Below are 25,180 nucleotides of genomic sequence, written 5' to 3'. Positions count from 1 at the left end.
ATTTCAATGATTTGACCAATGTTCCAGCGAACTTGGACACCGATAGCACCGACGATTTTGACGGTCAGTGGAGCAGCCTTACCGGGGTTCCGGCAGACTTCGCCGACAATGTGGACAACGTGGACGATGCGGACAACGACCCCTTGAACGAATTACAGGCCATCACATCCACAGACGGAACAGTGACGGTAACACCGAACGGCAACGACTTTGACCTATCCGGTTTCAGCGGAGATTTTGGGGACCTTTCCAATGTTCCTTCGAACTTGGACACCGACAGCACCGATGATTTTGACGGTCAGTGGAGCAGCTTGACAGGAGTTCCTGCAGGTTTTGCGGACAATATCGATAACGACACTCAATTGACCGATGCCCAAGTGGCCACGGCGGTGAACAACGAGTTCCCGAATCTGGATACGGACAGTACGGACGACTTTTCTGGCGACTTTGGCGATTTGACCAACGTACCGGCCAACTTGGACTTGGATTCCACTGATGACTTTGATGGACAGTGGAGCAGCTTGACTGGTATCCCAGCGGACTTCGCCGATAACGTGGACAACGTGGACGATGCGGACAACGACCCAGCTAACGAATTGCAGACCATCACTTCCACAGACGGAACGGTGACAGTGACCCCCAACGGCAACGACTTTGACCTATCCGGTTTCAGCGGTGACTTTGGAGACCTTTCCAATGTTCCTGCCAACTTGGATACAGATAGTACAGATGATTTCTCTGGAGACTTTGGAGACTTGATCAACGTACCGGCAAACTTGGACTTGGATTCCACGGATGATTTCGACGGTCAGTGGAGCAGCTTGACAGGGGTTCCGGCAGACTTCGCCGACAACGTGGACAACGTGGACGATGCGGACAACGACCCTGCCAACGAATTACAGGCCATTACATCCACCGACGGAACGGTGACAGTGACCCCGAACGGCAACGACTTTGACCTATCCGGTTTCAGCGGCGACTTTGGAGACTTGACCAATGTTCCTGCAAACTTGGATTTGGATGCCACAGATGATTTTGACGGACAGTGGAGCAGCTTGACAGGTGTTCCAGCAGGTTTTGCGGACAATATTGATAATGATACTCAATTGACCGACGCCCAAGTGGCTACGGCGGTGAACAACGAGTTCCCGAATCTGGATACGGACAGTACGGACGACTTTTCAGGAGACTTTGGCGATCTGACCAATGTCCCTGCCAACTTGGATTTGGATTCCACCGACGATTTTGACGGACAGTGGAGCAGCTTGACAGGTGTTCCAGCCGACTTCGCCGACAATGTGGACAACGTGGACGATGCGGACAACGACCCTGCCAACGAATTACAGGCCATTACATCCACCGACGGAACAGTGACAGTGACCCCGAACGGCAACGACTTTGACCTATCCGGTTTCAGCGGAGACTTTGGGGACCTATCCAATGTTCCTGCCAACTTGGATACCGATAGTACGGATGATTTCTCTGGAGACTTTGGAGACTTGACCAACGTGCCCGCCAATTTAGATTTGGATTCCACCGATGATTTTGACGGTCAGTGGAGCAGTCTGATGGGAGTTCCGGCCGACTTCGCAGATAACGTGGACAACGTGGACGATGCGGACAACGACCCAGCTAACGAATTGCAGACCATCACCTCCACCGACGGAACGGTGACAGTGACCCCGAACGGCAACGACTTTGACCTTTCAGGTTTCAGCGGAGACTTTGGGGACCTATCCAATGTTCCTGCCAACTTGGATACAGATAGTACAGATGATTTCTCTGGAGACTTTGGAGACTTGACCAACGTACCGGCCAACTTGGATTTGGATTCCACCGACGATTTCGACGGACAGTGGAGCAGCTTGACAGGTATTCCAGCGGACTTCGCGGACAACGTGGACAACGTGGACGATGCGGACGCTAGTGTCACCAACGAAATCAATACGCGTTTTGAAGTGAATGGAGCCAATCTTGAGATAGAGGATAGCAACGGTACACTTCAAGTTGCCTTGGCTGATATCGATACGGACGACCAAACGGCAGCGCAAGTGAATTCAGATTCACCTGTAGATGTGGATGGAGACGGAAATACTGAGGCTACCGTTGAGGATGTCATTCAAGATATAGCACCGATCACATCAAAAGCGGCAAGAATATTTTACCCTCCTTCCATTGCCATTGATGCTTCAACAAACGGAACAGGAAGAACTGTTGATTTGTATGCACAATACGTGGCGCAATATGGAACACCAGCAGTATCAAGTGCAGGAGCGCCTACCGCTCTTCCAACGTATAGTGCAGCCGAATTGTATTACTACGTAACCTATGCGGACCCAACGGTGTTCGACAACATGAGTATTGATGCCAATGGAGTGTTGACCTACGACATTATTGGTCAGCCAGCCGATTATAATGCATTGATCAACGTAGTGTTTGTGGTAAGATAATAATGGTCAAAGACGAGTCGATTTTGAAATCCAACACCTCATATAAGTCTTTATACATTGGACTGTTCGTTTTCTTTATAGGAATGAATCTTGCCAGTGCCCAATTTTTGTTGCAGGCCCCCAATACGGGCGACGAAACGAATTATCGCTGGTATGAGGCATCGGATACATCCACCGTTTTAGGGACCAATTCCTTTTATGAAGCGACCCAGCCCGGTGTGTATTTTGCCACGTACGATGGGACACTTTGTGGTTCCAATGCAACGGGATATTTTATTTTGACCGACTGTGAAGCACCCAATAATCAGGTGACTTTGGATATTTCGGCCAGTGTTCCCTCGGGAGCCACAGTAGGTTGGAGTCCCGCTCTTCCCGGTGATCAATCAAGGCCCACAGTAACCAGTACACAGACCGTAATGCGATATGTGGCGACCATCACAAAGGTAGGCAACAGCACCTCGCTACCCAGATTTACAGTGGTATGTATGAGCCAAGCCGCAAACCTTTCAGATGATTTGGTCACTGTCAACGAAGATGAATCGGTAATTGTGCCTATTTTCAACAATGATGCGGACATACCTACTACTGGAGTGTTAACGACGACCGACCCAGCGAACGGGGCAGTGAGTATTGATGACAACGGAACGGCAAACGACCCTTCGGATGATATGGTCACTTACACCCCAAACCCAGATTATAACGGAAGCGACAGTTTTGATTATACCCTTTGTAATTCCTTCGGGGATTGTAGCACCGCAACGGTGATCATTGATGTGCTGCCCATTGTGGACACCATCGACGATTCGGTTTCCACGGATATCGGTGTTGATGCTGCGATATCATGGAGAGCAAATGACAATGACATCCCAACGCTTGGAACGATTACCGCGACCGACCCATCCAATGGAACCGTGGTGTTAAACGACAATGGAACGGCAAACAATCCATCCGATGACGATATTACTTATGTGCCAAACCCTGGATTTACGGGCACAGATTCCTTTGCTTATACCGTTTGTGATGACAATGGAAACTGTGATACGGCGACTATAACTGTAGTGGTCAATGACCTTGGTGTGGATATCGATAGTGATAACGATGGCATCGTGGACGCCTTTGAGGATTTAAATGCGGATAGTGATGATGATCCATCCACTAACCCAACGGACACCGATGGAGATGGAATTCCTGATTACCTCGATATCGATAGTGACAATGATGGAATTCCGGACAATATTGAGGCACAGCCTGCTTTGGGATACCTCGCACCAAGCATGACCGATGCCAACGGAAATGGTTTGGATGATACTTACGATGCTGATGGTAATCTTGGCCTGATTCCGTTGGATTCCGATAATGATGGTATTCCAGATTATGTGGATGAGGACAGTGATAACGACAATGTACCCGATGCTATTGAAGGACACGATTTGGACCATGATGGTTTGCCAGAAGTAACCTTGATTGGTTCTGATAAGGACAACGATGGTTTGGATGATGGATACGAAGGCGAGACCATGATCGATACCGATATCAATGACGAAATGGACGACCCGAGTACGGCCTTGCCCGATAATGATAGTGATGGTATTCCAGATTTCAGGGACTCGGACGATGATGACGATGGTATCGAGACCATGGATGAAGATGCCAACGCAGATGGTAATTACGCCAATGACGATGCCAACGAAGATGGTATCCCGGATTACCTAGACCCAGACTTAGGTGAATTGACTACCGACGAAGAAGTGGTTGATGTCATCAATGTCATCACACCCAATGGGGATGGCGTACACGATACCTTAGAGATCCGCGGACTTGAAAATTATCCGAACAACACGGTGAGGATATACAACAGATGGGGCGTAATGGTCTTCCAGACCAAGGCCTATGCTTCCAGCGGAAATGTATTCGATGGTACATCCCAAGGAAGGGTCACTGTGGACAAGGACAATAAATTACCTGTAGGGACATACTTCTATGTTATCGATTATCAAGAGACAAGCGGAAGTATGAAACAGCTAACAGGCTACATATACATAAACAGATAAAATGGTTACTGTGAAAAAAAAGAACGTCAACATAAACATCCAATGGCTGATTGCCCTTCTGTTTTTGGGAGCGGTAAACATGCAGGCGCAGCAGGATGCACAGTACACCCAATACATGTACAACACGGTCAGCGTGAATCCGGCCTATGCAGGTTCGCGCGGACATTTGAGCATTGCCGCCCTTTACCGTAACCAATGGTTGGGACTTGACGGTGCTCCGGAAACTCAGACTTTGAACCTGCACACCCCAGTGGGGTATCGTGGTGTGGGTCTTGGACTCTCCATTGTAAATGATAAGATCGGGCCTACTTCCGAGACTTATTTCGATGTCGATTTTTCCTATACCATCCAAACCTCTTGGGAAGGAAGGTTGAGTTTTGGCCTTAAGGCCAGTGCCCATATGTTGGATATCCGCTTCTCCGAGCTCGATGAGTTTGAGATAGACCCTCAATTGCAGTCGCAGCAGGATATTCAAAATAAATTTTCCCCAAATATTGGAGCGGGGGTGTACTATCATACCGACAGATTTTATGCAGGTCTTTCTGCGCCTAGAATATTGGAGACCACGCATTTTGATACATCCTCCATCTCTACGGCAAAAGAACAGATGACCTTATATTTGATAACCGGATATGTTTGGGACCTCAATCCCGTACTCAAGTTTAAACCGGCCCTTTTGACCAAAGCTGTCCAAGGAGCACCACTCCAAGTAGACCTTTCCGCCAATTTTATGTTCAACGAAAAGTTTATAGGCGGTGTTGCTTATCGTTGGGATGCTGCCTTCAGCGGTCTTATTGGCTTTATGCTGTCCGATCAGTTTATGGTGGGCATGGCCTACGATCGTGAGATTACGGAGCTGGGAGCCGCTACCTTCAACGACGGTTCCTTCGAGATTATCCTTAGATACGATTTCATCAGAAACATCGGAAACCTAAAATCACCGCGCTTCTTTTAGGAAGAATTTACGAGCCTTTACCACATATTTTACCTCAAAGGTCATATTTTTACCATATGAAAGAGGAAAAAGTAATATTGGTAAATGAACAAGACGAACCCATTGGCCTGATGCCCAAAATGGAAGCCCATGAAAAGGCGTTGCTCCATAGGGCATTTTCTGTTTTTGTGATGAACGCCAAAGGCGAAACCATGCTACAACAACGGGCCAAGGACAAATATCACTCCCCCCTGTTATGGACCAACACCTGTTGCAGCCACCAAAGGGAAGGGGAGAGCAATGTGGAGGCTGGCAAACGCAGGCTCATGGAAGAAATGGGCTTTACCACAGAACTCAAGGAACTGTTCCATTTTGTGTATAAGGCTCCTTTTGACAACGGGCTCACCGAACACGAGTTTGATCACGTCATGGTTGGATATTTTGAGGATGAACCCAATATCAATCCAGATGAGGTGGCCGATTGGAAATGGATGTACCCAGCGGATATTAAAAAGGATATGGACCAGAATCCTCAGCACTACACAGCTTGGTTCAAAATTATCTTTGAACGTTTTTATGACCATCTTTTGGAAAATACTCCTGCACAATGAAAGTAAAGGCAAGTAGAAAAGCGACCTTCAATGCGGCCCATAGATTGTTTCGGCCCGATTGGGACGAGGAGAAGAACAACGCCGTTTTTGGCAAATGCAATAACCCCAAATACCATGGACACAACTACGATTTGATCGTGAGCGTCACTGGGGAAATCGACCCGGAAACAGGGTTTGTGATGGACCTCAAGGTACTCAAGGATTTGATCAAGGAACAGGTGCTGGACCCATTGGACCATAAAAACCTGAATTTGGATGTGCCCGAGTTCAAGAATTTGAACCCTACGGCAGAAAATATCGCAGTAGTGATTTGGAATAAACTCAGGCCACATATCGAGGCCGAAAAGGAGTTGGAGGTGGTACTCTACGAAACTCCTCGCAATTTTGTGACCTATACCGGATAAAATGAACCTATACCCCTTAAAATTCAAGCCCATACTCAAAGAACGCCTTTGGGGAGGAACCAAGCTAAAGGAAGTGTTGAACAAGCCTATCGAAAGTGATATTACTGGTGAAAGCTGGGAACTTTCCGGTGTGCAAGGGGATATTTCCGTGGTGTCCAATGGCGATTTGGAGGGGACATCCCTTCAAAACTTGATGGATCAAAGTGGCAAAGCGTTACTGGGCGATAGCGTGGTGCAACGCTTTGGGAACGATTTCCCCATCCTTATTAAGTTTATTGATGCCAAACAGGACCTTTCCATTCAACTGCACCCCAATGATGAACTGGCCAAGAGCCGGCATAATTCCTTTGGAAAAACGGAGATGTGGTATATTATGGATGCTGATCCTGGTGCCAAACTGATTGTAGGCTTCAATAAGGATGTGGAGAAAGAAGAGTATGTGAAAAGTCTTGAGGAAGGCACCCTGACCGATTTGATGAACTATGAGGAAGTCAAGGAAGGGGACACCTTTTTTATCAACACGGGAAAGATACACGCCATTGGTGCCGGGGTGTTGTTGGCCGAAATCCAACAGACTTCCGACATCACCTATCGGGTATTCGATTTCAACCGCAGGGATAAGGATGGCAATTTAAGGGAACTGCACACCAGTTTGGCCGTAGACGCCATCGATTACGAAAAAAAGGATGATTTCAGGGTAAACTACGCCAACGATACAGACCAAACCAACGGCATGGTGGATTGCCCTTATTTTAAAACAAATTTCCTGGCGTTGACCCAACCCATGAAGCAAGATTTGTCCCAAAGGGACTCATTCACCATTTATATGTGCGTGGGAGGTGAGGCTACCATTACCAACGATTGGGGAAGCACGTCCATACAAAAAGGGGAGACAGCCCTTGTTGCCGCCTCCAGTACCCATTTGGAAATTGATACCCAACACGCCAAACTTTTAGAAGTTACCATTTAATAGTATCTTTAATCAAAACCACAGTGTTATGCCAAGTATCCGTGACTTAAAAAAGGATGTCAATTATGTACTGGGAGACATCATTGAAGCAGTTTATATCTGGGAAGCCGGTTCCGGCAATAAAGAATCCGAAGAAGGAACCGTGATCATTGATGAAGCCATTGAGGTCTATGATAACCTTATGGATAAAATCAACCAGAAAAAAGTAGAGGACTCCAAAACCCACTTCAAGTCCATTCGTAACGAACTGGAAGAGAAAGCCACCAAGCTTGTGGAGCGGCTCAATAGCCTTGAAGCTTAATTGTTCTGGTCCAAGAAGGCCTTAAATTCCTTTCCGTATTTCGAGGATGCCACTTCTGGAGCAAGGCTTTTGTAAATGGAATCCAGGTATTTCGGATTGGCTTCCCGAGCCTCGGTCATCATAATGTAGGGAGTGGCGTAAGAATCGGTATTGCTAAGCCCAAAGTTAAGAGCATATCGATATCGGCCAATTGTGTTTTGATTGATCAAGCGTTGAATGGAATCCAAAGCGATGGAATCCTCTTGCATTTCGGGAGATGACCCTTGTTGGATCAGGCCAAGTTCCCTAATGTTGAATTTAGAAGCCATTTGATAGAATTCCTCCAGCTTTTTATGGGATTTTGACCCTGAAATTTCCGCATTCGTGTCAAAAGTGTTCCATGCGGTATTGATGATAATGTCACCAGCTTCCCCAAAAAAGGTGATACGGTCGTTGATGTCGTTATTGTCCTCTTTCTTGAGGTACAAATAGAAAATCTCAGGTTCTTCCACCTCTTGGGCAAAACTGAAATTGCCATCCCCTTGAATTTGTAAAGAATCCAACACTACCAAGGTAGAGTCCTTGAATTGCTGCAAATAGAGGGTTCCTTTTTTTAATCCTTTAATGTTCCCACTAAGGTTCATGGTATGTTCCGTGCTCTTTTCACAGGCAAGCACAGCGATTCCTATCAGTATAACAAACAATATCCGCTTCATCTTAAAATTTTAGCTGGGCAAAGATGCACAATCTTCTCAAAATATTAAACATTGGAGGCCACTTCCATCAACAAAGCGCACAAATAGGCTCCTGCCGTTCCTACCACATAGCCAAAAACGGCCAATAGGATACCCACCGAAGTCAGTGAAGGGTGAAATTCCGCAGCGACAACGGGAGCCGATGCGGCTCCGCCCACATTGGCCTGACTGCCCACGGCCAAGAAAAAGAATGGTGCCTTGATGAGTTTTGCCATCAGAATTAGGAGTCCTGCATGAATGGTGATCCAAATCAACCCGATGGCGATAAGTCCAGGGTTGTCCAATACCTTGCCCAAGTCCATTTTCATACCTATGGTCGCCACCAAAATATAAATGAACATACCCCCAACTTTGCTCGCCCCTGCACCTTCATAGTTTTTGGCTTTTGTAAAGGAAAGCCCAATGCCTATGGCTGTGGCGAAAACCACCATCCAAAGGAAATCCGAACCTAAGGATGACAAAATTTTCTGTGGGTTACGGATGACCTCAAAATTGTTTTGAAGGAAATTGGCAAAGTGGTGTCCTGCCAAATGGGATATGCCCACTCCCACAAAGGCGAAGAACAACAACATCATTAAGTCTCGCAGGGTAGTTACACGGGCTATTTTTTCGGTGTAGGTCGATACTTTTACCTTCAAATCTTCAATGGAAGAGGTATCCGCTTTGAGCCAGCGGTCAATTTTATCGGTTTTGCCCACGCCCAATAAGATGATGGCCAGCCAGAGGTTGGCGACCACAATATCTATGAGGACCATGCCCCCATAACTTTCTTGATTGTATTTAAAAACTTCGAGCATGGCTGCTTGATTGGCACCTCCACCTATCCAGCTCCCTGCAATGGTTGCCAATCCTCTCCAAACTGCATCTGGGCCAACACCCCCAACCGTTTCGGGGGAAAATATGGACACGATCAAAATGGCAATGGGTCCACCAATAACAATACCCACTGTGCCTGTTAGAAACATGACCAAGGCCTTGGACCCTAGGTTGATGATGGCCTTTAGGTCTATACTGATCGTCATCAAGATCAAAGCAGCTGGCAGCAGATATCTACTGGCCACGTAATAGGTGTTGGAAGACGATTCGTCAATGATTCCTATACTGGCTAAAATGGCTGGCAACAAATAGCACATAAGTACGGTGGGAACTACACTATAAAACTTGCTCCAGAATCCTGTTTTGATGGATGAGGTATAAAATACAAAGCCTAGACAGAGGCAAAGCAGCCCGAAGATAACAGTGTCTTGGGTAAATGGTAGTTGGTCCATAGATGTGATGCTAAAACCTCAAATATAGGAAAATAACAGGGGTGTATCCGGAGGATATTTTTTTTCAATTTAAAAGTCAATACCTCTCAAATATTCAGCCAGTAGGTCAATTTTAGGTTAATGGACCGGGTACGTGGCATGAAGGTGTTTACAAAATAATTGTCGTTGTATACCAAAAATAGGTCAGATAGCGGCGCAAAGCGCCATTGCAGCCTTGAATTGATTCCTAGATTGTCAGCCTGATTGCTGTATTGGATTAGGGTGGACCAAAAAACGGATTTATTGAACGTAAGTTCAATCCTTGGACTTACTAGCCAAATATCACGGCTTGCATAGGGCTCAGGTAGCATGATACTGTTATAATTGACACCAAGTGAAAGCAACATTTTGGGTTGGAGACGTAGACTTAAATCACCTTCCATAACAAATCGATTGCCATTGTAAAAGTCACCATAACCAGGTTGCACCGAGTAGGAAAACACTCTTCTTCTGTCGCTTTGGAACTGCATCTCGTAGCTGGTGTAATAATAGCCTATATCTCCTGGCAGTCCCACCGCACCATCTGTTCCTGTGGGGTCAAATTCTTCCGTTAAGAAAGTGTAGCGGTTAAACATCCGTACCGAAAACTCTTCTTGGGACTTAAATCTGGCCTGCCAGCTCAAAAAGATGTTGTAATCCGTATTCTTATAATCTAAGGTGGGTCGCCAAATAGCGTTTGGGCTAATGCGGAATCCATGGGAATTCAGTTTTCCTTTCTGTGGCCAAAAATTGAATTCGACAAAAGGCCTTGCAGCCACAATATCCTGTCGGCGCACGAACCCGAGATCTGATCGGAAGTCGTTGCCCACGAAATTTCCACGAAGCCCAAAATTGAAGAATCTTGAGTTATATCGGAGGTCCATACCTCCCGAGGCATCACGATTCCCAATATCCCTGGCGAAGGATTTGTGATAGAAGAATTTACCCGTCCACGTGTTATCTGCGGAGGCAAGATTGTAATCCAAGCCAACCACCCGGTTGTATCTGTCCGTTTCTTCCAAAAAATCGTATTCCCCAAAACTTTGTCGGTTCACAAAAATGAAGCTGAGGTTGGAACGCGAGAACATCTTTTTTTGGAGTGCCAACACGGTATTATTGTTACTGGCAATCTCGTTTTCTTCGTCCTCTTCCGTTTGTATGTTCAAAAGACCGAGCCGCCAATTTTCATTTAATTTGCCACTAAGCCTAACACCGCCCACAATTCCATTTTCTATGGTTTCATCATCCTTGTTTTTGGCAATACCAATTCTTCTTGAGAAAAAGGGGTTGGCATCCCTTTCGTTTCCAAAGGAACCGAAAAGGTCATTGTTGTCGATAAAAAACTGTCGTCTTTCGGGCAAGGCCACTTGAAAACGGGAAAGGTTGACGATGACATTGTCCACTTGTACGTTGGAAAAATCGGGGTTAAGGGTTACATCCAAATTCATTCCGTTGCCAATGGAGATTTTGGCATCGCCCCCAACATTAAAATTGTTAAACTCCTCATTGTTTTCATAATCCTTCGCCAAAATACCATTGATGTATGGAATGAGTGCCATGGGGGTCCTCGATTTTCCAAGGGGCTTTTCAAAAATCATATCGCCCATAAAGGCCAAACTGTACACCAGTTGGTTTTGCGGAATTTTCATCCAACTACTGGTTTCATTCGACTGCATATCAAAACGATAACTATTGAACCGCCATTTGGTCTCACCTTGCTTGAATTTAAAAGAGGTGAGGGGTATGGCCAGCTCGCAAATGTAGTAGCCCTCGTAGATTTTGGTCTCACCTTTCCACTTTACATCCCACGAAGTGGTAAAACCACTGGGCCCGGAACCACCATTGGAAATGAGTGCCTCACGACGTACGCCGTAGGGATTCATCCCGAATAGGAAAGCGTTGGTGCCGTCGTTAAAGGTGTCGAACATTAAACTGATGTTGTCATTGCCCCCGGCGCGGTAATCCCGTTGTAAGGAGGGAATCACGTAGTTGTCCCCTTCGGTGTTCAGTTTGATGCCAACATATAGGGTGGTATTGTTGTACAGCATCTTAATGTCCGTTTGCTGGAAGGCAAGCGTGGTATCGCTTGGAAAGTATTGATGGAAATCGGAGGCGCTTTCTGCAATTTCCCAAACACTTTCGTCCATAATGCCATCAACTTTGATGATGTCATCGATATATTTTACCGTAAAACTTTTCGGATCGGATTGAGAAAATAGAGCGTAAGAACAGAGGATTGTAACGAGTACAAAACTTTTTTTGAGCATTGATTCAGTTTAGTTGGTTTAACAAATGTAAAGTTTACATAGTTAAAAAAATCCCAAAATTTTAAAATCGGTTGTTCTTTGCCAAAACATTCAGAAATTTCCAGAAATAAAAATCGCCGTATTTTTTTGTCAACCTAAGCGTCGTTTCAAATGAAAAAAGTCACATTATTGTTGTTATTGCTCCCTGTTATTGTTTTGGCAAATACCACTTGGGGAAAAACGGGCCACCGAGTTACAGGTGAAATTGCTGAGGCCTATTTGACAGGAAAGGCCAAACGGGCTTTGAACGATTTGTTGGATGGGCACAGTTTGGCTTTCGTTTCCACCTTTGCCGATGATATTAAAGCAGACCGTGCGTTTTCCAAATATTCTGCTTGGCATTATGTGAATTATCCCTTGGGCACCAGTTATCGGGATTCGGAGAAAAGTGAATATGGGGATATTGTAATGGCCATTGAGGAATGTACGGCCAAGGTAAAGGATAAAAACAATAGCCGTGAGGACCGGGTCTTTTATTTAAAGATGCTGATTCATTTGATAGGAGACCTGCACCAACCGATGCATGCGAGTAGGGCAGAGGATAAGGGCGGAAACGATATTCAAGTGCAATGGTTTGGAGAGGGAAGCAACCTGCACCGGGTCTGGGACAAGAATATGATCGAATCTTATGGCATGACCTATACCGAACTGGCCGGTGAACTGGTAGAGGTTAGCCGTGCCGAAAGAAAGGAAATCCAGGCGGGAACCATCTATGATTGGGTGGACGAATCCCATGAGATTTGTGCAAAGCTCTACGATTCCGTGGAAATAGGGGAAAAGTTGGGCTATCGTTATTCCTACGACTACAACGACCTTTTGTTCGAGCAGCTCCAAAAAGGAGGACTGCGCTTGGCAAAGGTGTTGAATGATTTATTTGCCTAAGCGATCAGGATTGCAAAACGGTTTTCAACTGGTTTCTGTACTCCGAAGGATTTTGCCCCGTAAAGGCCTTGAAGGACTTATTGAAATGTGAAAAGTTGTTGAAGCCGCTATCGTAGCACACCTGCGTGATGCTTATGGGCTGTTCCGCCAAAAGCTTTGAAGCATGCACCAGTCTATACTCATTTACGAACTGCGTAAAGGTCTTTTTGGTGATTTTTTTGAAGTATCTACAGAAGGAGGGCACCGTCATGCTCACCATATCGGCAATCTGTTCCAAACTGATATCTTCCTTAAAGTGTGTTTTTACATGATTAAAGACGACATTGATGCGGTCGTTGTCCTTTAATTCGGTTTCAATTGAAAAGCCTTCCGCGTTCAAAACGTGCATTTCTTTGGAGGTGGCCAAAATGTTCAAAATGTTGAGTATGGAAAGCAAGCGCTGAAAATCGGTCTGGTATTCCAGGATTTCCATTTTTTCACCCACCTTCATTTTGGTCTTTCCGCTAAAGGCGATACCTCCCTTGGCAACTTCGAACAGCTTTTGGATATTTTTCATTTCGGGAATATTGAAGAAATCACTTCCCAAAAAGTCCGCCTTCATTTGTACAAGCGTCTCACTTTTATTACCGGTCAGCTTGTCCGTAAATCCACAGTGGGGCAAATTGGAACCAATCAATATAAGGTCACCGTTCCTATAATAGGAAACATGGCTCCCGATCTGCCTTTTTCCAGAACCCCCATTCACATAAACCAATTCCAGCTCTGGATGGTAATGCCAACCATTGTTTTTGTTCTCATTGCTTTCATTAAACTTTTGAAAGGTAAATGAGTGCCCAAAACTGGGAGCGATCGCTTCAAATGCCGGTTTTTGAATCATGTACTACAATTTTTGTCCGCAATGATAAAGTTACAACTACCATTGTCGTACGAATGTCAACAAAATTACCGCAAAGTTATGCTATTTTATCATTAATACTATGTTAAATGATATACCATGTTAATATAGCACATAAACTGGAAAAAGGAGTGGTATTTCTATGCGCTATTGCGTCCTACATTTGTACTGTAATCTTAAAAAAACGAAATGTTATGAAAGTAGTTAAGAACCTAACAGTAGCAGCAGCCCTTTTGATCAGTGCAATTGCGGTTGCCAACACGACAGCAACAGAATTTGGTAAAAAGACAGTTGCCAAATATGAAGTTGAAAAGAACTTGGTAAAGGTAAACCTTGACCCCGTATTTGTAAGGAAAGGTCAAAAAGTTATGATGAACCTTTTGAACGTCTCCAAGGGAAAGGTACTATTGAAAGTATACGATAGCGAAGAAAGACTTGTCTTTGACGAGGCTATCGACGGTGACATCGTTGTGGAGAAAGCATTCAACTTCGAAAAAGCCTTTAGAGGAGAATATACCATTGTTGTAGTGGACAAATTCGGTACCTACAAGCAGAAAATGGTTGTAAGATAGTTTGTTTAGTTAATTTTTATGTGCATTGGGGAGCTGGGAGGCTCCCCTTTTTTTATGCCCATTTCTGAAGTTTCTCCCTTTTTTCCAAAGGTAGGGCCTCATTGTGGAGCGCCTGTTGCAATACATGCTGGTCCTTTTCCTTGGCAAAAAGCAGCTCATAGAACTGTGCTATGGTCAAAGGGCTCTCCGATGCCGTCACCAGTTCCATGGAATCTCCTTTTGATACGGTACCGGGCTCTAAAACCCTAATATAGGTCCCTGGACGACCATGGTCGATGAATTGTTTCAGTATCCCTTGATCGCCAAAACGGATACCTAATTTATAGCAGGGCTCCCTTGGTTGCGAAATTTGTACCAAGGCCGTGCCCAATCGGTAGGTGCTTCCAATCCTTAATTGCGATTCGTCCAAGCCCTGTATGGTGAGGTTTTCCCCGAACATGCCCCAGTCCCATTCCAATTGAGGGTACTTTGCCTTCCAATGATCGTAATGGTCCGCCGAGAACAAATAACAGGCTTTGTATATACCGCCATGGTATTTTCGGTCCACTACGGTATCGCCCTGTACATCTTCGGTGTCCAGATAAATCGGTTGATCCACAGGATATTTGTAAATACCCGTTAAGGTTTGTTTGCCGTTCCAATTGATTTTGGTCGGCTCCCCTAGATTTGTTGAGATTACTTTCATAACGGCAAGGTATAAAAAAACCACCGCTGGTGGCGGTGGTCCTTCAGTTTAATTGCTGTCGTGAAAAATTAATCCTCCCGATACAATTTCTTTGTCATATTGAAACCTACAAAAAGCCCAATACCTGCCATGAGGAAAATAGTGCCCGGATATGCAACCTCTTCATCCACCCCTAAACCATAGTGCAATAGGGAGGCAACAAAAATCGCCGCTCCAATACCCATGAGCAATAAGGCTAGGTTAAGGAGGAGGACTTTCCATACCGGAGCGGCCTCATCTCTTTTACCTCTAACAAAAATGCTGGCGTCCGCTCCTTTTTCGATCAAGGCCAATCGTTCCTTGTTCCTCGTTGAAAAATAAAGGTAGGCAATCGCAAAAATGACTCCGAAAATAATAGGTATGATAATTACTTCTGATCCCATAACTGTTCGTTTTACTGATTATTTGATAATTTATTTGTTCATAAGCTATGACGACTGTTTTTCAAATCAGGTTACATCAAATTAAAAATTTTATTTTCGGTGTAACCTAAATGGAGCATTTGGCGTCCTATGAACAATGCTGACCAATACAGAACAAGAACTGATTTCGGAAATACGCAGGGGGAATACCCGCGCATTCTCCGATTTGGTGGATAGCTATAAGGATTTGGTTTATACGCTGGCCGTTCGGATGTTGGGCAACCGGGAAGAGGCCGAAGAAGTATCGCAAGATGTTTTTATTAAGGTGTTTAGATCCGTTTCTAAATTTAAGGGGGACAGCAAACTGTCGACTTGGGTATATCGGATTGCCTACAACAGTTGTTTGGACCAGATCAAGAAAATAAAAAAGGAACGTGTCCTTACCGACTTGGAACATATCAATAAAATTGCCTACGCTGATTTGGACAATGCCTTTCAAAGAATGGCCGACGAAGAAAGGAGTGAAATCATAAGGCAATGCTTGGCGCAATTGTCGTCGGAAGATGCGGGAATTCTAACCTTGTTTTATCTCGAGGAAAGTAGCCTGCAGGAGATGGAGAAAGCGACCGGCCTGCCCGTAAATACCTTAAAGGTGCGGTTGTTCAGGGCCAGGAAACGATTGGCCGGTATTATGGAAAACAGTGTGAACAAAGAAATTTTGCAAAGCAATGGATAAACGAGAGGATAAAAAACTGGAAGCATTTATCGATAAGTTCATGGAAGATGCCCCATTGGAATCACCTTCTGTAGATTTTACCCAAAAAGTCCTGCACAAATTGGAAGCCGATGCGCAACAAGAGGTGTTTCAATATAAGCCCTTGGTATCCGGAAAGATTTTGTCCGGTGTATCTATCGCCTTTGTTGCTTTGTTGGTTTTTATTGGGGCACAGCTGGGAACGGATAGCGGACAAGGTTGGTTCGCCAGCATACATATGGATGCATGGTTCCAAACGGATTGGCAATGGGTCGATCAGTATACCTCCTCCAAGATCATGGTTTATGCGTTTTTGCTTTTCGGTTTTATGTTTTTTGTACAGGTGGGCTGGTTAAAAAAGCAAATGGATCAAACCTTGGGTTAAACATAGGCATAATAGTATGCCCAATACATCAAGAAAAATTGAAGGGGGATTCGGAGGATTAAAATCCATTTGGGAATCCCAGCGGCAGCTTTTTCACTGGAAAGCATGTAAAAATGGACGGGGAGAAAGGCCGCTAACATCAAAATAATACCGAAAGTGCTCAATGTACGGGTAGCATCAAAACAAACGCCGATTCCCAGTAAAATTTCTGCAACACCACTTAAATAGACCAAAAGCCTATGGTTTGGTAAATACATGGGCATAATCCGCATGTACATTTTTGGTTTGATGAAATGCATAGCTCCAGCCAGCACATACATTCCTGCCATAACATATAAATCCCACGGTGCCATACAACCTATTTTTTATAATACCAGAACGGCAAGATAACATCTGTTTGACTGACCACACTATCCTTGACCTTTCTTTTTCTTCGAAGCCGTAAAATATGTTTGCCCTGTTCTAGGTCCGATATGTTGAGATAGGTTTCAAAACCAAGCGTATTGTTGATTCCCGTGGTTAGGATAAAATCCTCGTCCAATTCCAGACTGTCAATACGAAAGGAGTGGATTTCATTAAAGGTGCTGAGGTACTTCCTCCGAATACTATCCTTTTGGCTTCGGCTGGTAATCTCATCATCCCAACTGGTGGTGACCTGCATATTGGAGGTAAGTCCGCGACGGTCTATTTTCGGGGAAAGCGAATCGTTGTAGGCAAAAATCCGGTTTTCCAAGCTTTCGGAAAAAGGCACAAAAACGTTCAAATACGGTTCGGTGATTACTTTGGAGGGTATCACCATCCTTCCCGGGAAGTCCTCTTTGTCCGTTAGCATATCCAAATAATTCTCCTTGTTGGCAAAAAAACTGGACGATTCAAGGTCTTTTTCCAGGTAATTGGAATGTCGGTATTCCAAAGTGGTGATCATCAAAATGGCAATATAAATGGGAACCAATAGCAAAATCAATCGTTTACCAAAACGGTTGTCCAAAAAATTGTAGACCAAGGGTCGGTAAAGAAACGAAAGCGTGATAAAACTGAATATCCAATACACGGGGAAGTATACACGGGATATCCACTTTTTCCGCTTTAACCAGCCCTGGGTTACAAAATCGATAAATGTAAGGAGCATTCCTAGGATGATAAGAATGATCAGGATGGTGCCCAAAGTCGCGGACAGTGCGTCCGGCAATTGGTCGTTATCAAAAATAAAGTTGGCCACCAGCACTATGGATAAAATAATCATGGTAAGTGCCAACACGTAGAAAATCAACAAAAACGAAATGGCAAAGAGAACACTACAATAATTTTCCAAGTTGGCGATGTAGCGATCAAAGGATACGATACGCTTTTTTAGATAGTTGGTGAACTTTTCGGAATAGCGCAGTTTTTCAAATTCGATATCACCAGAAACATATCGGAGGCCCAATGCGCCTATCCAAAGTCCTCGAAGGATGACATGCAGCAGTAGGTTGAAAAGCAAAATGGAGGATGCGATGTGCAAAATAAGGTATACCAGAAAACTGTAGACAGAATCCTCGTTTTCGGCATGCAGCATTTCCAAACGAAGGGGTTCGTATGCGGTGAAAAGTCCAAAAATGGCAAAACCCGAAATAATGAGTTCCAGTTCCCAGCTTTGCTGCTGAAGGGAATCCAATAGTTTTTTAAAGGCCGGACTATTGTAATCGTTATTGCCCACGGTTTGATTGGTTTGCTACACCAAGATAGGCATAAAATGCAAAAGCCGCTCCAAAAGAGCGGCTTTGCGTTGTTGATTATAGTGCAAATCCAAATTATTTGATCATCTCATAGCTGCGGGAGATAAAGTTGGTGAGTTCCTCACCTTTCAATAATCCTTTGGATAGTCGTGCCAGATCCAAGGATTGGTTGATCAATCTTTCCCGCTTTTTGGCTGTTTTGGTGTTCAATATTTCGCTCACCAGTTCGTGATTGGTGTTCACGATAAGGTTGTACATATCGGGCATATTGCCCATGCCGAACATGCCCCCGCCTCCAGTGCGCTGCATCTCTTTCATCCGGCGCATAAACTCTGGCTCGGTGATGATAAAGGGGGAAGCACTGCTTTCCATGGCCTCCATTTGAATGGTATACCCTTTCTCCTTGGTCACTTCTTCGATTTCCTTTTTTAGTTTCTCTTTTTCTTCATCGGACAGCTTGGAAATGGTAGTGTCCTCTTTTTTGATGAGGTTATCCACATGGTCGGCATCCACGCGCACAAAGGATAGGTTCTCCTTGCTGGTCTCCAATTTCTGCATCAGATGCGGAACAATGGGCGAATCCAACAAAAGGACCTCGTATCCTTTCTTTTTGGCCGCTTCGATATAGCTGTGCTGTGCCTCTTTATCAGAAGCATATAAAATCACCAGCTTATCATCCTTATCGGTTTGATTATCCTTGATCTTGGCCTCCAGCTCTTCAAAGGTGTAAAAATCACCATCAATGGTTGGATAAAGGGCGAACTTGTCAGCCTTTTCAAAGAATTTGTCCTCGGAAAGCATACCGTATTCAATGACCACCTTAATGTCGTTCCATTTCTTTTCAAAATCTTCACGATTGTTCTTGAAGAGGGATGTCAACTTATCCGCCACCTTTCGGGTGATGTAGGAAGAAATCTTCTTAACGGCACCATCTGCCTGCAAATACGATCTGGAAACGTTCAATGGAATATCAGGAGAGTCAATGACCCCTTTCAACATGGTCAAGAACTCTGGAACAATCCCTTCTACATTATCGGTAACGAATACTTGGTTCTGGTAGAGTTGTATCCTATCCTTTTGAATGTTGAGGTCATTGGTAAGTTTAGGGAAGTACAAGATTCCTGTCAGGTTGAACGGATAATCCACGTTCAAGTGAATATGGAACAACGGCTCTTCGAACTGCATGGGGTAGAGCTCACGGTAGAAATTCTTGTAATCCTCATCCTCTAAATCCGTGGGTTGCTTGGTCCAAGCTGGTTCAGGGTTGTTGATGATGTCATCCACTTCCTTGGTCGGGGCCGGTTCGTCCTCTTTGGCGCCCTCTGGTTTGGGAAGGGTTTCCTTTCTGGTCCCAAACTTAATCGGTATGGGCATAAACTTGTTGTACTTGACCAACAGTTGGCGAATTCTGGAATTTTCCAAAAACTCGGTAGAGTCCTCTGCAACGTGAAGGATGATTTCGGTACCTCGCTCTGTTTTGTCGCTGGGCTCAATGGTGAATTCGGGCGAACCATCGCAAATCCAGTGCACAGCTGGCTCATCCTTGTGGCTTTTTGTAATGATCTCCACTTTTTCGGCGACCATAAATGCCGAGTAGAAACCAAGGCCAAAATGTCCGATAATGCCCGCATCCTTTCCAGCATCCTTGTATTTGTCCAAAAATTCCTCGGCACCGGAAAAGGCCACTTCGTTAATGTATTTTTTTACCTCCTCCTCGGTCATACCAATACCTTGGTCCAAGATATGGATGCGCTTATTGTCTTTGTCCACCTTCACTTCAATGATCGGGTTTCCATAATCAACCTTCGCCTCCCCAATGGAGGTAAGGTGCTTTAGTTTTAAGGTTGCATCAGTAGCATTGGAAATAAGCTCCCTCAAGAAAATTTCGTGGTCACTGTACAGAAATTTTTTGATCAAGGGAAAAATGTTCTCAACTGAAACATTGATTTTACCTGTAGCCATTTTTCTTATCGTTTTAAATCTTTAATCCTCTTTGGACAAAAAAAATACCAGATCTCAAAATCTGACAAACTGGCATTTTACAGGGGCTGACAGCTCAATGGACAGTTTTAACAAAATTTTGTTTATTTATTTTTCAAAAAGATTAAACATAATGAGTATCTTTACATCGTTATGGGAAAATTGCTATGAAACAGTAATACTATAACAAGTTTGTTTATTTATTGGTTAGGTTGTGAAAATGCACTTTCGCTCGGAAGTGCATTTTCTTTAAAAGCTTAATTTTGTAAGCAAGACTACACCACGACATTAGTAATCCATAAAAAATACCACAATGGCAAATACATCAAAATCCAAAATCACCGAGGATAAAATTATAAGCCTGTTCATGGAGTCCGTATTGGAGCATGAAAAGGTGCCAAGCTCGGTATTCAAATTTTGCAAGGAAAACAAAATAACCGAAGAGGAGTTCTACGGCTTTTTTGGTTCGTTTGACACGCTTCAGAAGTCCATCTGGACCAAATTCTTCGATAATAGTTATGGCGTGATGCAAAAGAACAAGGATTATGAGTCGATGACCAATGAGGAAAAGATGCTTACCTTTTTCTTTACCTTCTTCGAAAATTTGACCCTCAACAGAAGTTATGTGTTGTTCATTATGAACGAACACAAGCATTCCATGGAAGGCTTGGTGCAATTGAAAGGGCTACGAAAAAAGTTCAAGGATTTCGCATCTACCCTGATCGAGGAACGCAATGAGGAAAAGAACCTGAAAATCTTTAGATACAACGCACCACTTTTCTCGGAAGGCGCTTGGTTGCAATTTTTGTTCATCTTAAAGTTTTGGATGGAGGATGGCTCGCCCGGACTGGAAAAAACGGATATTGCCATTGAGAAATCGGTAACTACTATATTTCAAATATTTGAAAGTACACCTTTGGAAAAAATCGTGGACTTTGGAAAATTCCTGTACAAGGAGAAATTCGCATAAGGCCCATGAAAAGTCTGGATACCATTCCCACCGGCAAGATTGAGCGGGCCGGTAAGCTTGTGAAAACAGGTGTTAAAATAGGCGGCAACTACGTAAAATACTACGGCAAAAAATTGGTGGACCCAAAGACCTCGAAGGATACTTTGGACCAAGACAATGCCGAAGATATTTACGATGGGCTAAAAAGCTTAAAAGGAAGCGCCCTAAAGGTTGCGCAAATGCTCAGCATGGAGAAAAACCTTTTACCACGGGCCTACGTGGAAAAGTTTTCGCTCTCCCAGTTTTCGGTACCTCCCTTGTCGGCACCGCTTGTGCGCAAAACCTTTAAGAAGTACTTGGGCAAATATCCCGAGGATGTCTTTGATCAGTTCGAAAAGGATTCCGTTAATGCAGCAAGCATAGGCCAAGTGCACCGTGCCGAAAAGGACGGAAGAAAGTTGGCCGTAAAAATCCAATATCCCGGTGTGGCGGAAAGCATTAGCAGCGATTTGGCCTTGGTCAAGCCTGTGGCCATCAAAATGTTCAACCTAAAAGGAAAGGATTCTGAAAAATACTTTAAGGAAGTAGAACATAAATTGGTAGAGGAGACCAATTACATCTTGGAGCTGGAACAGAGTGATGAGATCACCAACGCCTGTTCCGTAATTCCCAATATGAGGTTTCCCAAATACTACCGTGACCTTTCCAGCGAACGGATTTTGACGATGGATTGGATGGAAGGCAAGCATTTGGGCGAATTTACCAAAACCGATTTTGATTACGAATTGGGGAACAAGCTCGGTCAGGCCCTCTGGGACTTTTATATGTTCCAAATCCATGCGTTGAGAAGGGTGCACGCCGACCCACATCCAGGTAATTTTTTGGTCAGCGGGGCAGGGGAGTTGATTGCCATCGATTTTGGCTGTATCAAAGCAATACCAGAAGAATTTTATGTGCCTTATTTTGAGCTGGCCAAGCCAGAAAACATCAACAACGATGAGGTATTCATGGAGAAGCTGTATGAACTGGAAATTTTAACACCGACCGATTCGGAGAAGGAGCTGCAATTTTTCAAGGCTCTTTTTAAAGAAATGTTGACCATTTTTACTTCTCCCTTCCATAAGGAAACCTTCGATTTCGGCGATGAGGGATTCTGGTCCCAGATTGCCAATTTAAGCGAGCGGTACTCCAAGGATGAACAAATACGCAAGATGAATGGGAACCGCGGTTCCAAACACTTTTTGTACATCAACCGTACTTTTTTCGGACTCTATAACCTATTGCATGACCTAAAGGCCCATGTGGAGGTGAATTCCTTTGAAAAGTATATGGATTGATGATTATTGTGGTTTATAAAAAAAACCTGTTGGACATTCCAACAGGTTTTTTGTTTTACGGCTGTAACTCAATTATTTCTTTTGCTTCACATATTTTTCCAGCCATTGGTCTTGTTCCCAAAGCATGTGGAGTATACTTTCCTTGCCGCGGTATCCGTGGCTTTCTTTTGGCAGCATCACCAAACGAACGGTAGCCCCCAATCCTTTGAGCGCGTTAAAATAACGTTCACTTTGCATGGGATAGGTTCCCGAGTTGTTGTCCGCTTGCCCATGGATCAACAACAGTGGAGTTTTCATCTTATCGGCATGCATAAAGGGCGACATGGTATAGTACACCTCGGGTGCTTCCCAGTAGTTTCTTTCTTCACTTTGGAAACCAAAAGGGGTCAAAGTTCTATTGTAAGCACCGCTACGGGCGATTCCTGCGGCAAATAGATCGGAATGCGAAAGTAGGTTGGCCACCATAAAGGCGCCATAACTGTGACCTCCCACGGCAATACGGTCCCTGTCAATATAGCCTAGTTCGTCAACCGCATCAATGGCCGCTTTGGCATTGGCCACCAACTGGCTCCTAAAGGTATCGTTGGGTTGTTCATCTCCCTCCCCAATGATCGGGAAAGCCGCTCCATCGAGCACCACGTATCCTTTGGTGACCCAGTAGATGGGCGAACCCCAATAGGGATAGGTGAACTCGTTGGGGTTTGAAGTATTCTGCGAAGCACTGTTCTTGTCCTTGTACTCCCTTGGATAGGCCCATAGGATCATGGGCATCTTTTCTTTTTTCTCCATATCGTAGCCTACGGGAAGATAAAGGGTTCCGGAAAGTTCCAATCCATCGTCCCTTTTATAGGTAATCACCTCCTTGTGTACGTTTTGGATACTCTTGTATGGATTATCAAAATCGGTCAACTGTATTGGTCCACGTCTCTTGATCAAACTTTTATAATAGTAATTGGGATATTCATTGGCCGATTCGATACGTATCAATAATTGGTCTTTTTCGGGGTCGTACTCAATCAAATTTTCCAATTTCCCCTCCAGTTTTGAGGTGTACAGCCTTGTTTTCTTCAAGCTGTTCAAATCCATTTTTTCAACGAACGGAAACTGTCCTTCCTCGGTATATCCATCACCTATAAGATAGGCGTTGTTGTTTTTGTCCAAGGACAACACCCAAGCGCCGTTCTCATTTCTTTTGGTGACGAAGCTTCCCGGGTTGCTGTACACATCTTGGTAGTTCCTGTCCTCAATGATTTTTGCTTCCGCATCAGGATTTGAGGGGTTGAACAGATACGTTTTTGTATTTCTGTTGTTCCACCAGCGGTCGTGGGCAATAGCAACATTATCATTGCCCCATTGGATGTAGCTAAATCGGTTTTTGGTTTTAAGGATGGATTTTCCTTCACCATCAAAAGGTACCTCTATCTCAAAAACTTCGTCGCGATACGGAACTTCATTTTCAGGGTCGCCCCCATCCAAGGCTTCCACATAGGTCAAGGTTGCCGGTTTGTCGTTTCTCCAGCTAATGTCCCGCATGCCTGTTCGTGTGGCCATAAACCCTTGGGGCAAATCTTCGATAAGCGGAACCTGCAGAAGCGTTTTCACCTTGGTGCCGTCCTTTTTGTAGACAGTTGTGGTATTGGGGAATCTGTAGTAAGGAACCAAATACGAGAAAGGTTTGTCCAAGGTTACGGTCATCACATATTCACCATCCGGTGAAAAACTGATGCTGGTATACAGGTCGGCATCTTTCCACTTCGTCTTGGTACCGTCCATTTGAACTTTGTAGAGTTCAGATCGGGCCAATTGCTCAAAGTTGAACTCATCATTTGGGTTTTTCAACAAATCCTGATAGGTCCTGTTCTGTGCCTTTTTACCATCGTTGGTGGAGATGGTAGGTCCATCTGGAACGGCTTCATCGGTGTTGATCAGCGGTTTTCTATCCTCGGGCAGCATTTTTACCAAAACGGATTCTCCATCCTTGAACCAATTGATAATGTCCCTCATGTTCGCATTCACATTGGTTTCGGTAATGGCCGTTGCCGTTGCCGATTTCAAATCGAGAACCATCACCTCCACACCTTCGGTAGTGGTATTGGTAAATGCTATTTTGGATTGGTCGGGTGACCAATTGAAGTTGGCCAGCCTTGGATTTTCAGGTAGCCCCTTTACCTGAGCACCTTCGTTGTCACCGATCTTTTTGACGATGACATTATTATAATAGTTGGTTCGGCTCCCAATGTTGGTCTTTGGGTTGATGCGAAGACCGGCCAAACGCAGCTCGGTTTCTGATAATTCGGCAATGGTTTTATAGTAGTCCCTGTAGAGCAACACCATGTAGTTGCCCTCATCGTTAATAAGAACACTAGGGGCCAGAGGTGCGTTCACCAGTTCCAGTATTTCTTCGGAAGGCTTTTGATACGTTAGTTTTTCCTGTGCATGGACAAAGCCAATGGAGAGCAGTGCCCAAAATACCCAGAGATAATTTTTCATAATTCTGATTTAGTAATTAATTGCGTTAAGATTTTCAAGTTTTTAAAAATACAACTTTTAAAAAGTATTATTTTGGCGGAATAATGAA

23 protein-coding genes are annotated in these 25,180 nt (G+C 44.4%); 13 read left to right on the top strand and 10 right to left on the bottom strand.

Features of this window, described 5'->3' with window-relative positions:
- The 7 genes from RBB12_RS15865 to RBB12_RS15835 form a co-directional block, all read left to right on the top strand.
- A partial coding sequence (locus RBB12_RS15865; protein WP_306026679.1) for a hypothetical protein occupies window positions 1-2,450 on the top strand: 2,450 nt, incomplete at its 5' end.
- A 2-nt stretch (window positions 2,451-2,452) separates the two neighbouring features.
- A complete protein-coding gene (locus tag RBB12_RS15860; RefSeq protein ID WP_306030339.1) occupies window positions 2,453-4,501 on the top strand; it encodes a gliding motility-associated C-terminal domain-containing protein in 2,049 nt (682 codons plus the stop codon).
- Between the two features lies 1 nt (window position 4,502).
- Window positions 4,503-5,456, top strand: coding sequence for a type IX secretion system membrane protein PorP/SprF (locus tag RBB12_RS15855; protein ID WP_306014607.1), 954 nt, complete (start codon window positions 4,503-4,505; stop codon window positions 5,454-5,456).
- A 56-nt stretch (window positions 5,457-5,512) separates the two neighbouring features.
- Entirely contained in the window at window positions 5,513-6,046 is a 534-nt protein-coding gene (idi, locus tag RBB12_RS15850; RefSeq protein ID WP_179385058.1) for an isopentenyl-diphosphate Delta-isomerase, read from the top strand.
- A complete protein-coding gene (locus RBB12_RS15845; protein WP_179385057.1) occupies window positions 6,043-6,450 on the top strand; it encodes a 6-pyruvoyl trahydropterin synthase family protein in 408 nt (135 codons plus the stop codon). The genes idi and RBB12_RS15845 overlap by 4 nt, the downstream gene beginning before the upstream one ends.
- Before the next feature lies 1 nt (window position 6,451).
- On the top strand, window positions 6,452-7,420 hold the full coding sequence (locus RBB12_RS15840) for a type I phosphomannose isomerase catalytic subunit (protein ID WP_179385056.1): 969 nt from the start codon (window positions 6,452-6,454) through the stop codon (window positions 7,418-7,420).
- Window positions 7,421-7,448: 28 nt separating this feature from the next.
- On the top strand, window positions 7,449-7,721 hold the full coding sequence (locus tag RBB12_RS15835) for a hypothetical protein (protein WP_179385055.1): 273 nt from the start codon (window positions 7,449-7,451) through the stop codon (window positions 7,719-7,721).
- Here RBB12_RS15835 and RBB12_RS15830 read toward each other — a convergent pair.
- The 3 genes from RBB12_RS15830 to RBB12_RS15820 form a co-directional block, all read right to left on the bottom strand.
- Window positions 7,718-8,416, bottom strand: coding sequence for a DUF4369 domain-containing protein (locus RBB12_RS15830; protein WP_293285609.1), 699 nt, complete (start codon window positions 8,414-8,416; stop codon window positions 7,718-7,720). The genes RBB12_RS15835 and RBB12_RS15830 overlap by 4 nt on opposite strands.
- Window positions 8,417-8,460: 44 nt before the next feature.
- Entirely contained in the window at window positions 8,461-9,723 is a 1,263-nt protein-coding gene (locus RBB12_RS15825) for a DUF819 domain-containing protein (protein ID WP_306014606.1), read from the bottom strand.
- An 86-nt stretch (window positions 9,724-9,809) separates the two neighbouring features.
- Window positions 9,810-12,008 (bottom strand): DUF5916 domain-containing protein, encoded by a 2,199-nt coding sequence (locus tag RBB12_RS15820; RefSeq protein ID WP_306014605.1) that lies wholly within the window; start codon window positions 12,006-12,008, stop codon window positions 9,810-9,812.
- A 150-nt stretch (window positions 12,009-12,158) separates the two neighbouring features.
- Here RBB12_RS15820 and RBB12_RS15815 point away from each other — a divergent pair, with 150 nt between their 5' ends.
- Entirely contained in the window at window positions 12,159-12,929 is a 771-nt protein-coding gene (locus RBB12_RS15815; RefSeq protein WP_306014604.1) for a S1/P1 nuclease, read from the top strand.
- 4 nt (window positions 12,930-12,933) lie between these two features.
- Here the strand turns inward: RBB12_RS15815 and RBB12_RS15810 are convergent, their stop codons facing one another.
- Window positions 12,934-13,806 (bottom strand): AraC family transcriptional regulator, encoded by an 873-nt coding sequence (locus tag RBB12_RS15810; RefSeq protein WP_179385050.1) that lies wholly within the window; start codon window positions 13,804-13,806, stop codon window positions 12,934-12,936.
- Window positions 13,807-14,018: 212 nt separating this feature from the next.
- On the opposite strand from RBB12_RS15810, the gene RBB12_RS15805 reads away from it, so the two are divergent.
- The gene (locus tag RBB12_RS15805; protein WP_179385049.1) at window positions 14,019-14,396 is read left to right on the top strand and encodes a hypothetical protein; all 378 of its coding nucleotides are present in this window, start codon (window positions 14,019-14,021) and stop codon (window positions 14,394-14,396) included.
- Between the two features lie 52 nt (window positions 14,397-14,448).
- On the opposite strand, the gene RBB12_RS15800 is transcribed toward RBB12_RS15805, so the two are convergent.
- Window positions 14,449-15,081 (bottom strand): MOSC domain-containing protein, encoded by a 633-nt coding sequence (locus RBB12_RS15800; protein ID WP_306014603.1) that lies wholly within the window; start codon window positions 15,079-15,081, stop codon window positions 14,449-14,451.
- A gap of 68 nt (window positions 15,082-15,149) precedes the next feature.
- Window positions 15,150-15,503, bottom strand: a complete 354-nt coding sequence (locus RBB12_RS15795; protein WP_179385047.1) for a DUF6249 domain-containing protein — start codon at window positions 15,501-15,503, stop codon at window positions 15,150-15,152.
- 136 nt (window positions 15,504-15,639) lie between these two features.
- On the opposite strand from RBB12_RS15795, the gene RBB12_RS15790 reads away from it, so the two are divergent.
- Window positions 15,640-16,218: an RNA polymerase sigma factor gene (locus RBB12_RS15790; RefSeq protein ID WP_306014602.1), complete on the top strand. Its 579-nt coding sequence runs from the start codon at window positions 15,640-15,642 to the stop codon at window positions 16,216-16,218.
- Window positions 16,211-16,621, top strand: a complete 411-nt coding sequence (locus RBB12_RS15785) for a hypothetical protein (protein ID WP_306014601.1) — start codon at window positions 16,211-16,213, stop codon at window positions 16,619-16,621. The genes RBB12_RS15790 and RBB12_RS15785 overlap by 8 nt, the downstream gene beginning before the upstream one ends.
- Here RBB12_RS15785 and RBB12_RS15780 read toward each other — a convergent pair.
- The 3 genes from RBB12_RS15780 to htpG all read right to left on the bottom strand — a co-directional run bounded on the left by RBB12_RS15780 (window position 16,618) and on the right by htpG (window position 20,298).
- Window positions 16,618-16,974: a hypothetical protein gene (locus tag RBB12_RS15780; RefSeq protein WP_179385044.1), complete on the bottom strand. Its 357-nt coding sequence runs from the start codon at window positions 16,972-16,974 to the stop codon at window positions 16,618-16,620. The two genes, RBB12_RS15785 and RBB12_RS15780, sit on opposite strands and share 4 nt — an antisense overlap.
- Before the next feature lie 5 nt (window positions 16,975-16,979).
- Entirely contained in the window at window positions 16,980-18,317 is a 1,338-nt protein-coding gene (locus RBB12_RS15775; RefSeq protein WP_306014600.1) for a hypothetical protein, read from the bottom strand.
- Window positions 18,318-18,411: 94 nt separating this feature from the next.
- Window positions 18,412-20,298, bottom strand: a complete 1,887-nt coding sequence (gene htpG / locus RBB12_RS15770; protein ID WP_306014599.1) for a molecular chaperone HtpG — start codon at window positions 20,296-20,298, stop codon at window positions 18,412-18,414.
- Between the two features lie 331 nt (window positions 20,299-20,629).
- On the opposite strand from htpG, the gene RBB12_RS15765 reads away from it, so the two are divergent.
- Both RBB12_RS15765 and RBB12_RS15760 read left to right on the top strand, forming a co-directional pair.
- On the top strand, window positions 20,630-21,286 hold the full coding sequence (locus RBB12_RS15765) for a TetR family transcriptional regulator C-terminal domain-containing protein (RefSeq protein ID WP_293285586.1): 657 nt from the start codon (window positions 20,630-20,632) through the stop codon (window positions 21,284-21,286).
- Between the two features lie 5 nt (window positions 21,287-21,291).
- Window positions 21,292-22,602, top strand: a complete 1,311-nt coding sequence (locus RBB12_RS15760) for an ABC1 kinase family protein (RefSeq protein ID WP_306014598.1) — start codon at window positions 21,292-21,294, stop codon at window positions 22,600-22,602.
- Between the two features lie 72 nt (window positions 22,603-22,674).
- Here the strand turns inward: RBB12_RS15760 and RBB12_RS15755 are convergent, their stop codons facing one another.
- Window positions 22,675-25,092, bottom strand: coding sequence for a S9 family peptidase (locus RBB12_RS15755; RefSeq protein WP_306014597.1), 2,418 nt, complete (start codon window positions 25,090-25,092; stop codon window positions 22,675-22,677).
- Window positions 25,093-25,180 lie beyond the last annotated feature (88 nt).

Source organism: Allomuricauda sp. MMSF_3307 (genome assembly GCF_030733585.1).
Lineage (GTDB): Bacteria > Bacteroidota > Bacteroidia > Flavobacteriales > Flavobacteriaceae > Flagellimonas.
The sequence above is the reverse complement of the archived record's forward strand: the minus strand, read 5'-3'. Positions and strand labels throughout refer to the sequence as shown.

Excerpts from the sequence above, each read along its gene's own strand:
- RBB12_RS15860 (WP_306030339.1), top strand. The coding sequence starts at position 2,453 with ATGGTCAAAGACGAGTCGATTTTGAAATCCAACACCTCATATAAGTCT.
- RBB12_RS15855 (WP_306014607.1), top strand. The coding sequence starts at position 4,503 with ATGGTTACTGTGAAAAAAAAGAACGTCAACATAAACATCCAATGGCTG.
- idi (WP_179385058.1), top strand. The coding sequence starts at position 5,513 with ATGAAAGAGGAAAAAGTAATATTGGTAAATGAACAAGACGAACCCATT.
- RBB12_RS15845 (WP_179385057.1), top strand. The coding sequence starts at position 6,043 with ATGAAAGTAAAGGCAAGTAGAAAAGCGACCTTCAATGCGGCCCATAGA.
- RBB12_RS15840 (WP_179385056.1), top strand. The coding sequence starts at position 6,452 with ATGAACCTATACCCCTTAAAATTCAAGCCCATACTCAAAGAACGCCTT.
- RBB12_RS15835 (WP_179385055.1), top strand. The coding sequence starts at position 7,449 with ATGCCAAGTATCCGTGACTTAAAAAAGGATGTCAATTATGTACTGGGA.
- RBB12_RS15830 (WP_293285609.1), bottom strand. The coding sequence starts at position 8,416 with ATGAAGCGGATATTGTTTGTTATACTGATAGGAATCGCTGTGCTTGCC.
- RBB12_RS15825 (WP_306014606.1), bottom strand. The coding sequence starts at position 9,723 with ATGGACCAACTACCATTTACCCAAGACACTGTTATCTTCGGGCTGCTT.
- RBB12_RS15820 (WP_306014605.1), bottom strand. The coding sequence starts at position 12,008 with ATGCTCAAAAAAAGTTTTGTACTCGTTACAATCCTCTGTTCTTACGCT.
- RBB12_RS15815 (WP_306014604.1), top strand. The coding sequence starts at position 12,159 with ATGAAAAAAGTCACATTATTGTTGTTATTGCTCCCTGTTATTGTTTTG.
- RBB12_RS15810 (WP_179385050.1), bottom strand. The coding sequence starts at position 13,806 with ATGATTCAAAAACCGGCATTTGAAGCGATCGCTCCCAGTTTTGGGCAC.
- RBB12_RS15805 (WP_179385049.1), top strand. The coding sequence starts at position 14,019 with ATGAAAGTAGTTAAGAACCTAACAGTAGCAGCAGCCCTTTTGATCAGT.
- RBB12_RS15800 (WP_306014603.1), bottom strand. The coding sequence starts at position 15,081 with ATGAAAGTAATCTCAACAAATCTAGGGGAGCCGACCAAAATCAATTGG.
- RBB12_RS15795 (WP_179385047.1), bottom strand. The coding sequence starts at position 15,503 with ATGGGATCAGAAGTAATTATCATACCTATTATTTTCGGAGTCATTTTT.
- RBB12_RS15790 (WP_306014602.1), top strand. The coding sequence starts at position 15,640 with ATGCTGACCAATACAGAACAAGAACTGATTTCGGAAATACGCAGGGGG.
- RBB12_RS15785 (WP_306014601.1), top strand. The coding sequence starts at position 16,211 with ATGGATAAACGAGAGGATAAAAAACTGGAAGCATTTATCGATAAGTTC.
- RBB12_RS15780 (WP_179385044.1), bottom strand. The coding sequence starts at position 16,974 with ATGGCACCGTGGGATTTATATGTTATGGCAGGAATGTATGTGCTGGCT.
- htpG (WP_306014599.1), bottom strand. The coding sequence starts at position 20,298 with ATGGCTACAGGTAAAATCAATGTTTCAGTTGAGAACATTTTTCCCTTG.
- RBB12_RS15765 (WP_293285586.1), top strand. The coding sequence starts at position 20,630 with ATGGCAAATACATCAAAATCCAAAATCACCGAGGATAAAATTATAAGC.
- RBB12_RS15760 (WP_306014598.1), top strand. The coding sequence starts at position 21,292 with ATGAAAAGTCTGGATACCATTCCCACCGGCAAGATTGAGCGGGCCGGT.
- RBB12_RS15755 (WP_306014597.1), bottom strand. The coding sequence starts at position 25,092 with ATGAAAAATTATCTCTGGGTATTTTGGGCACTGCTCTCCATTGGCTTT.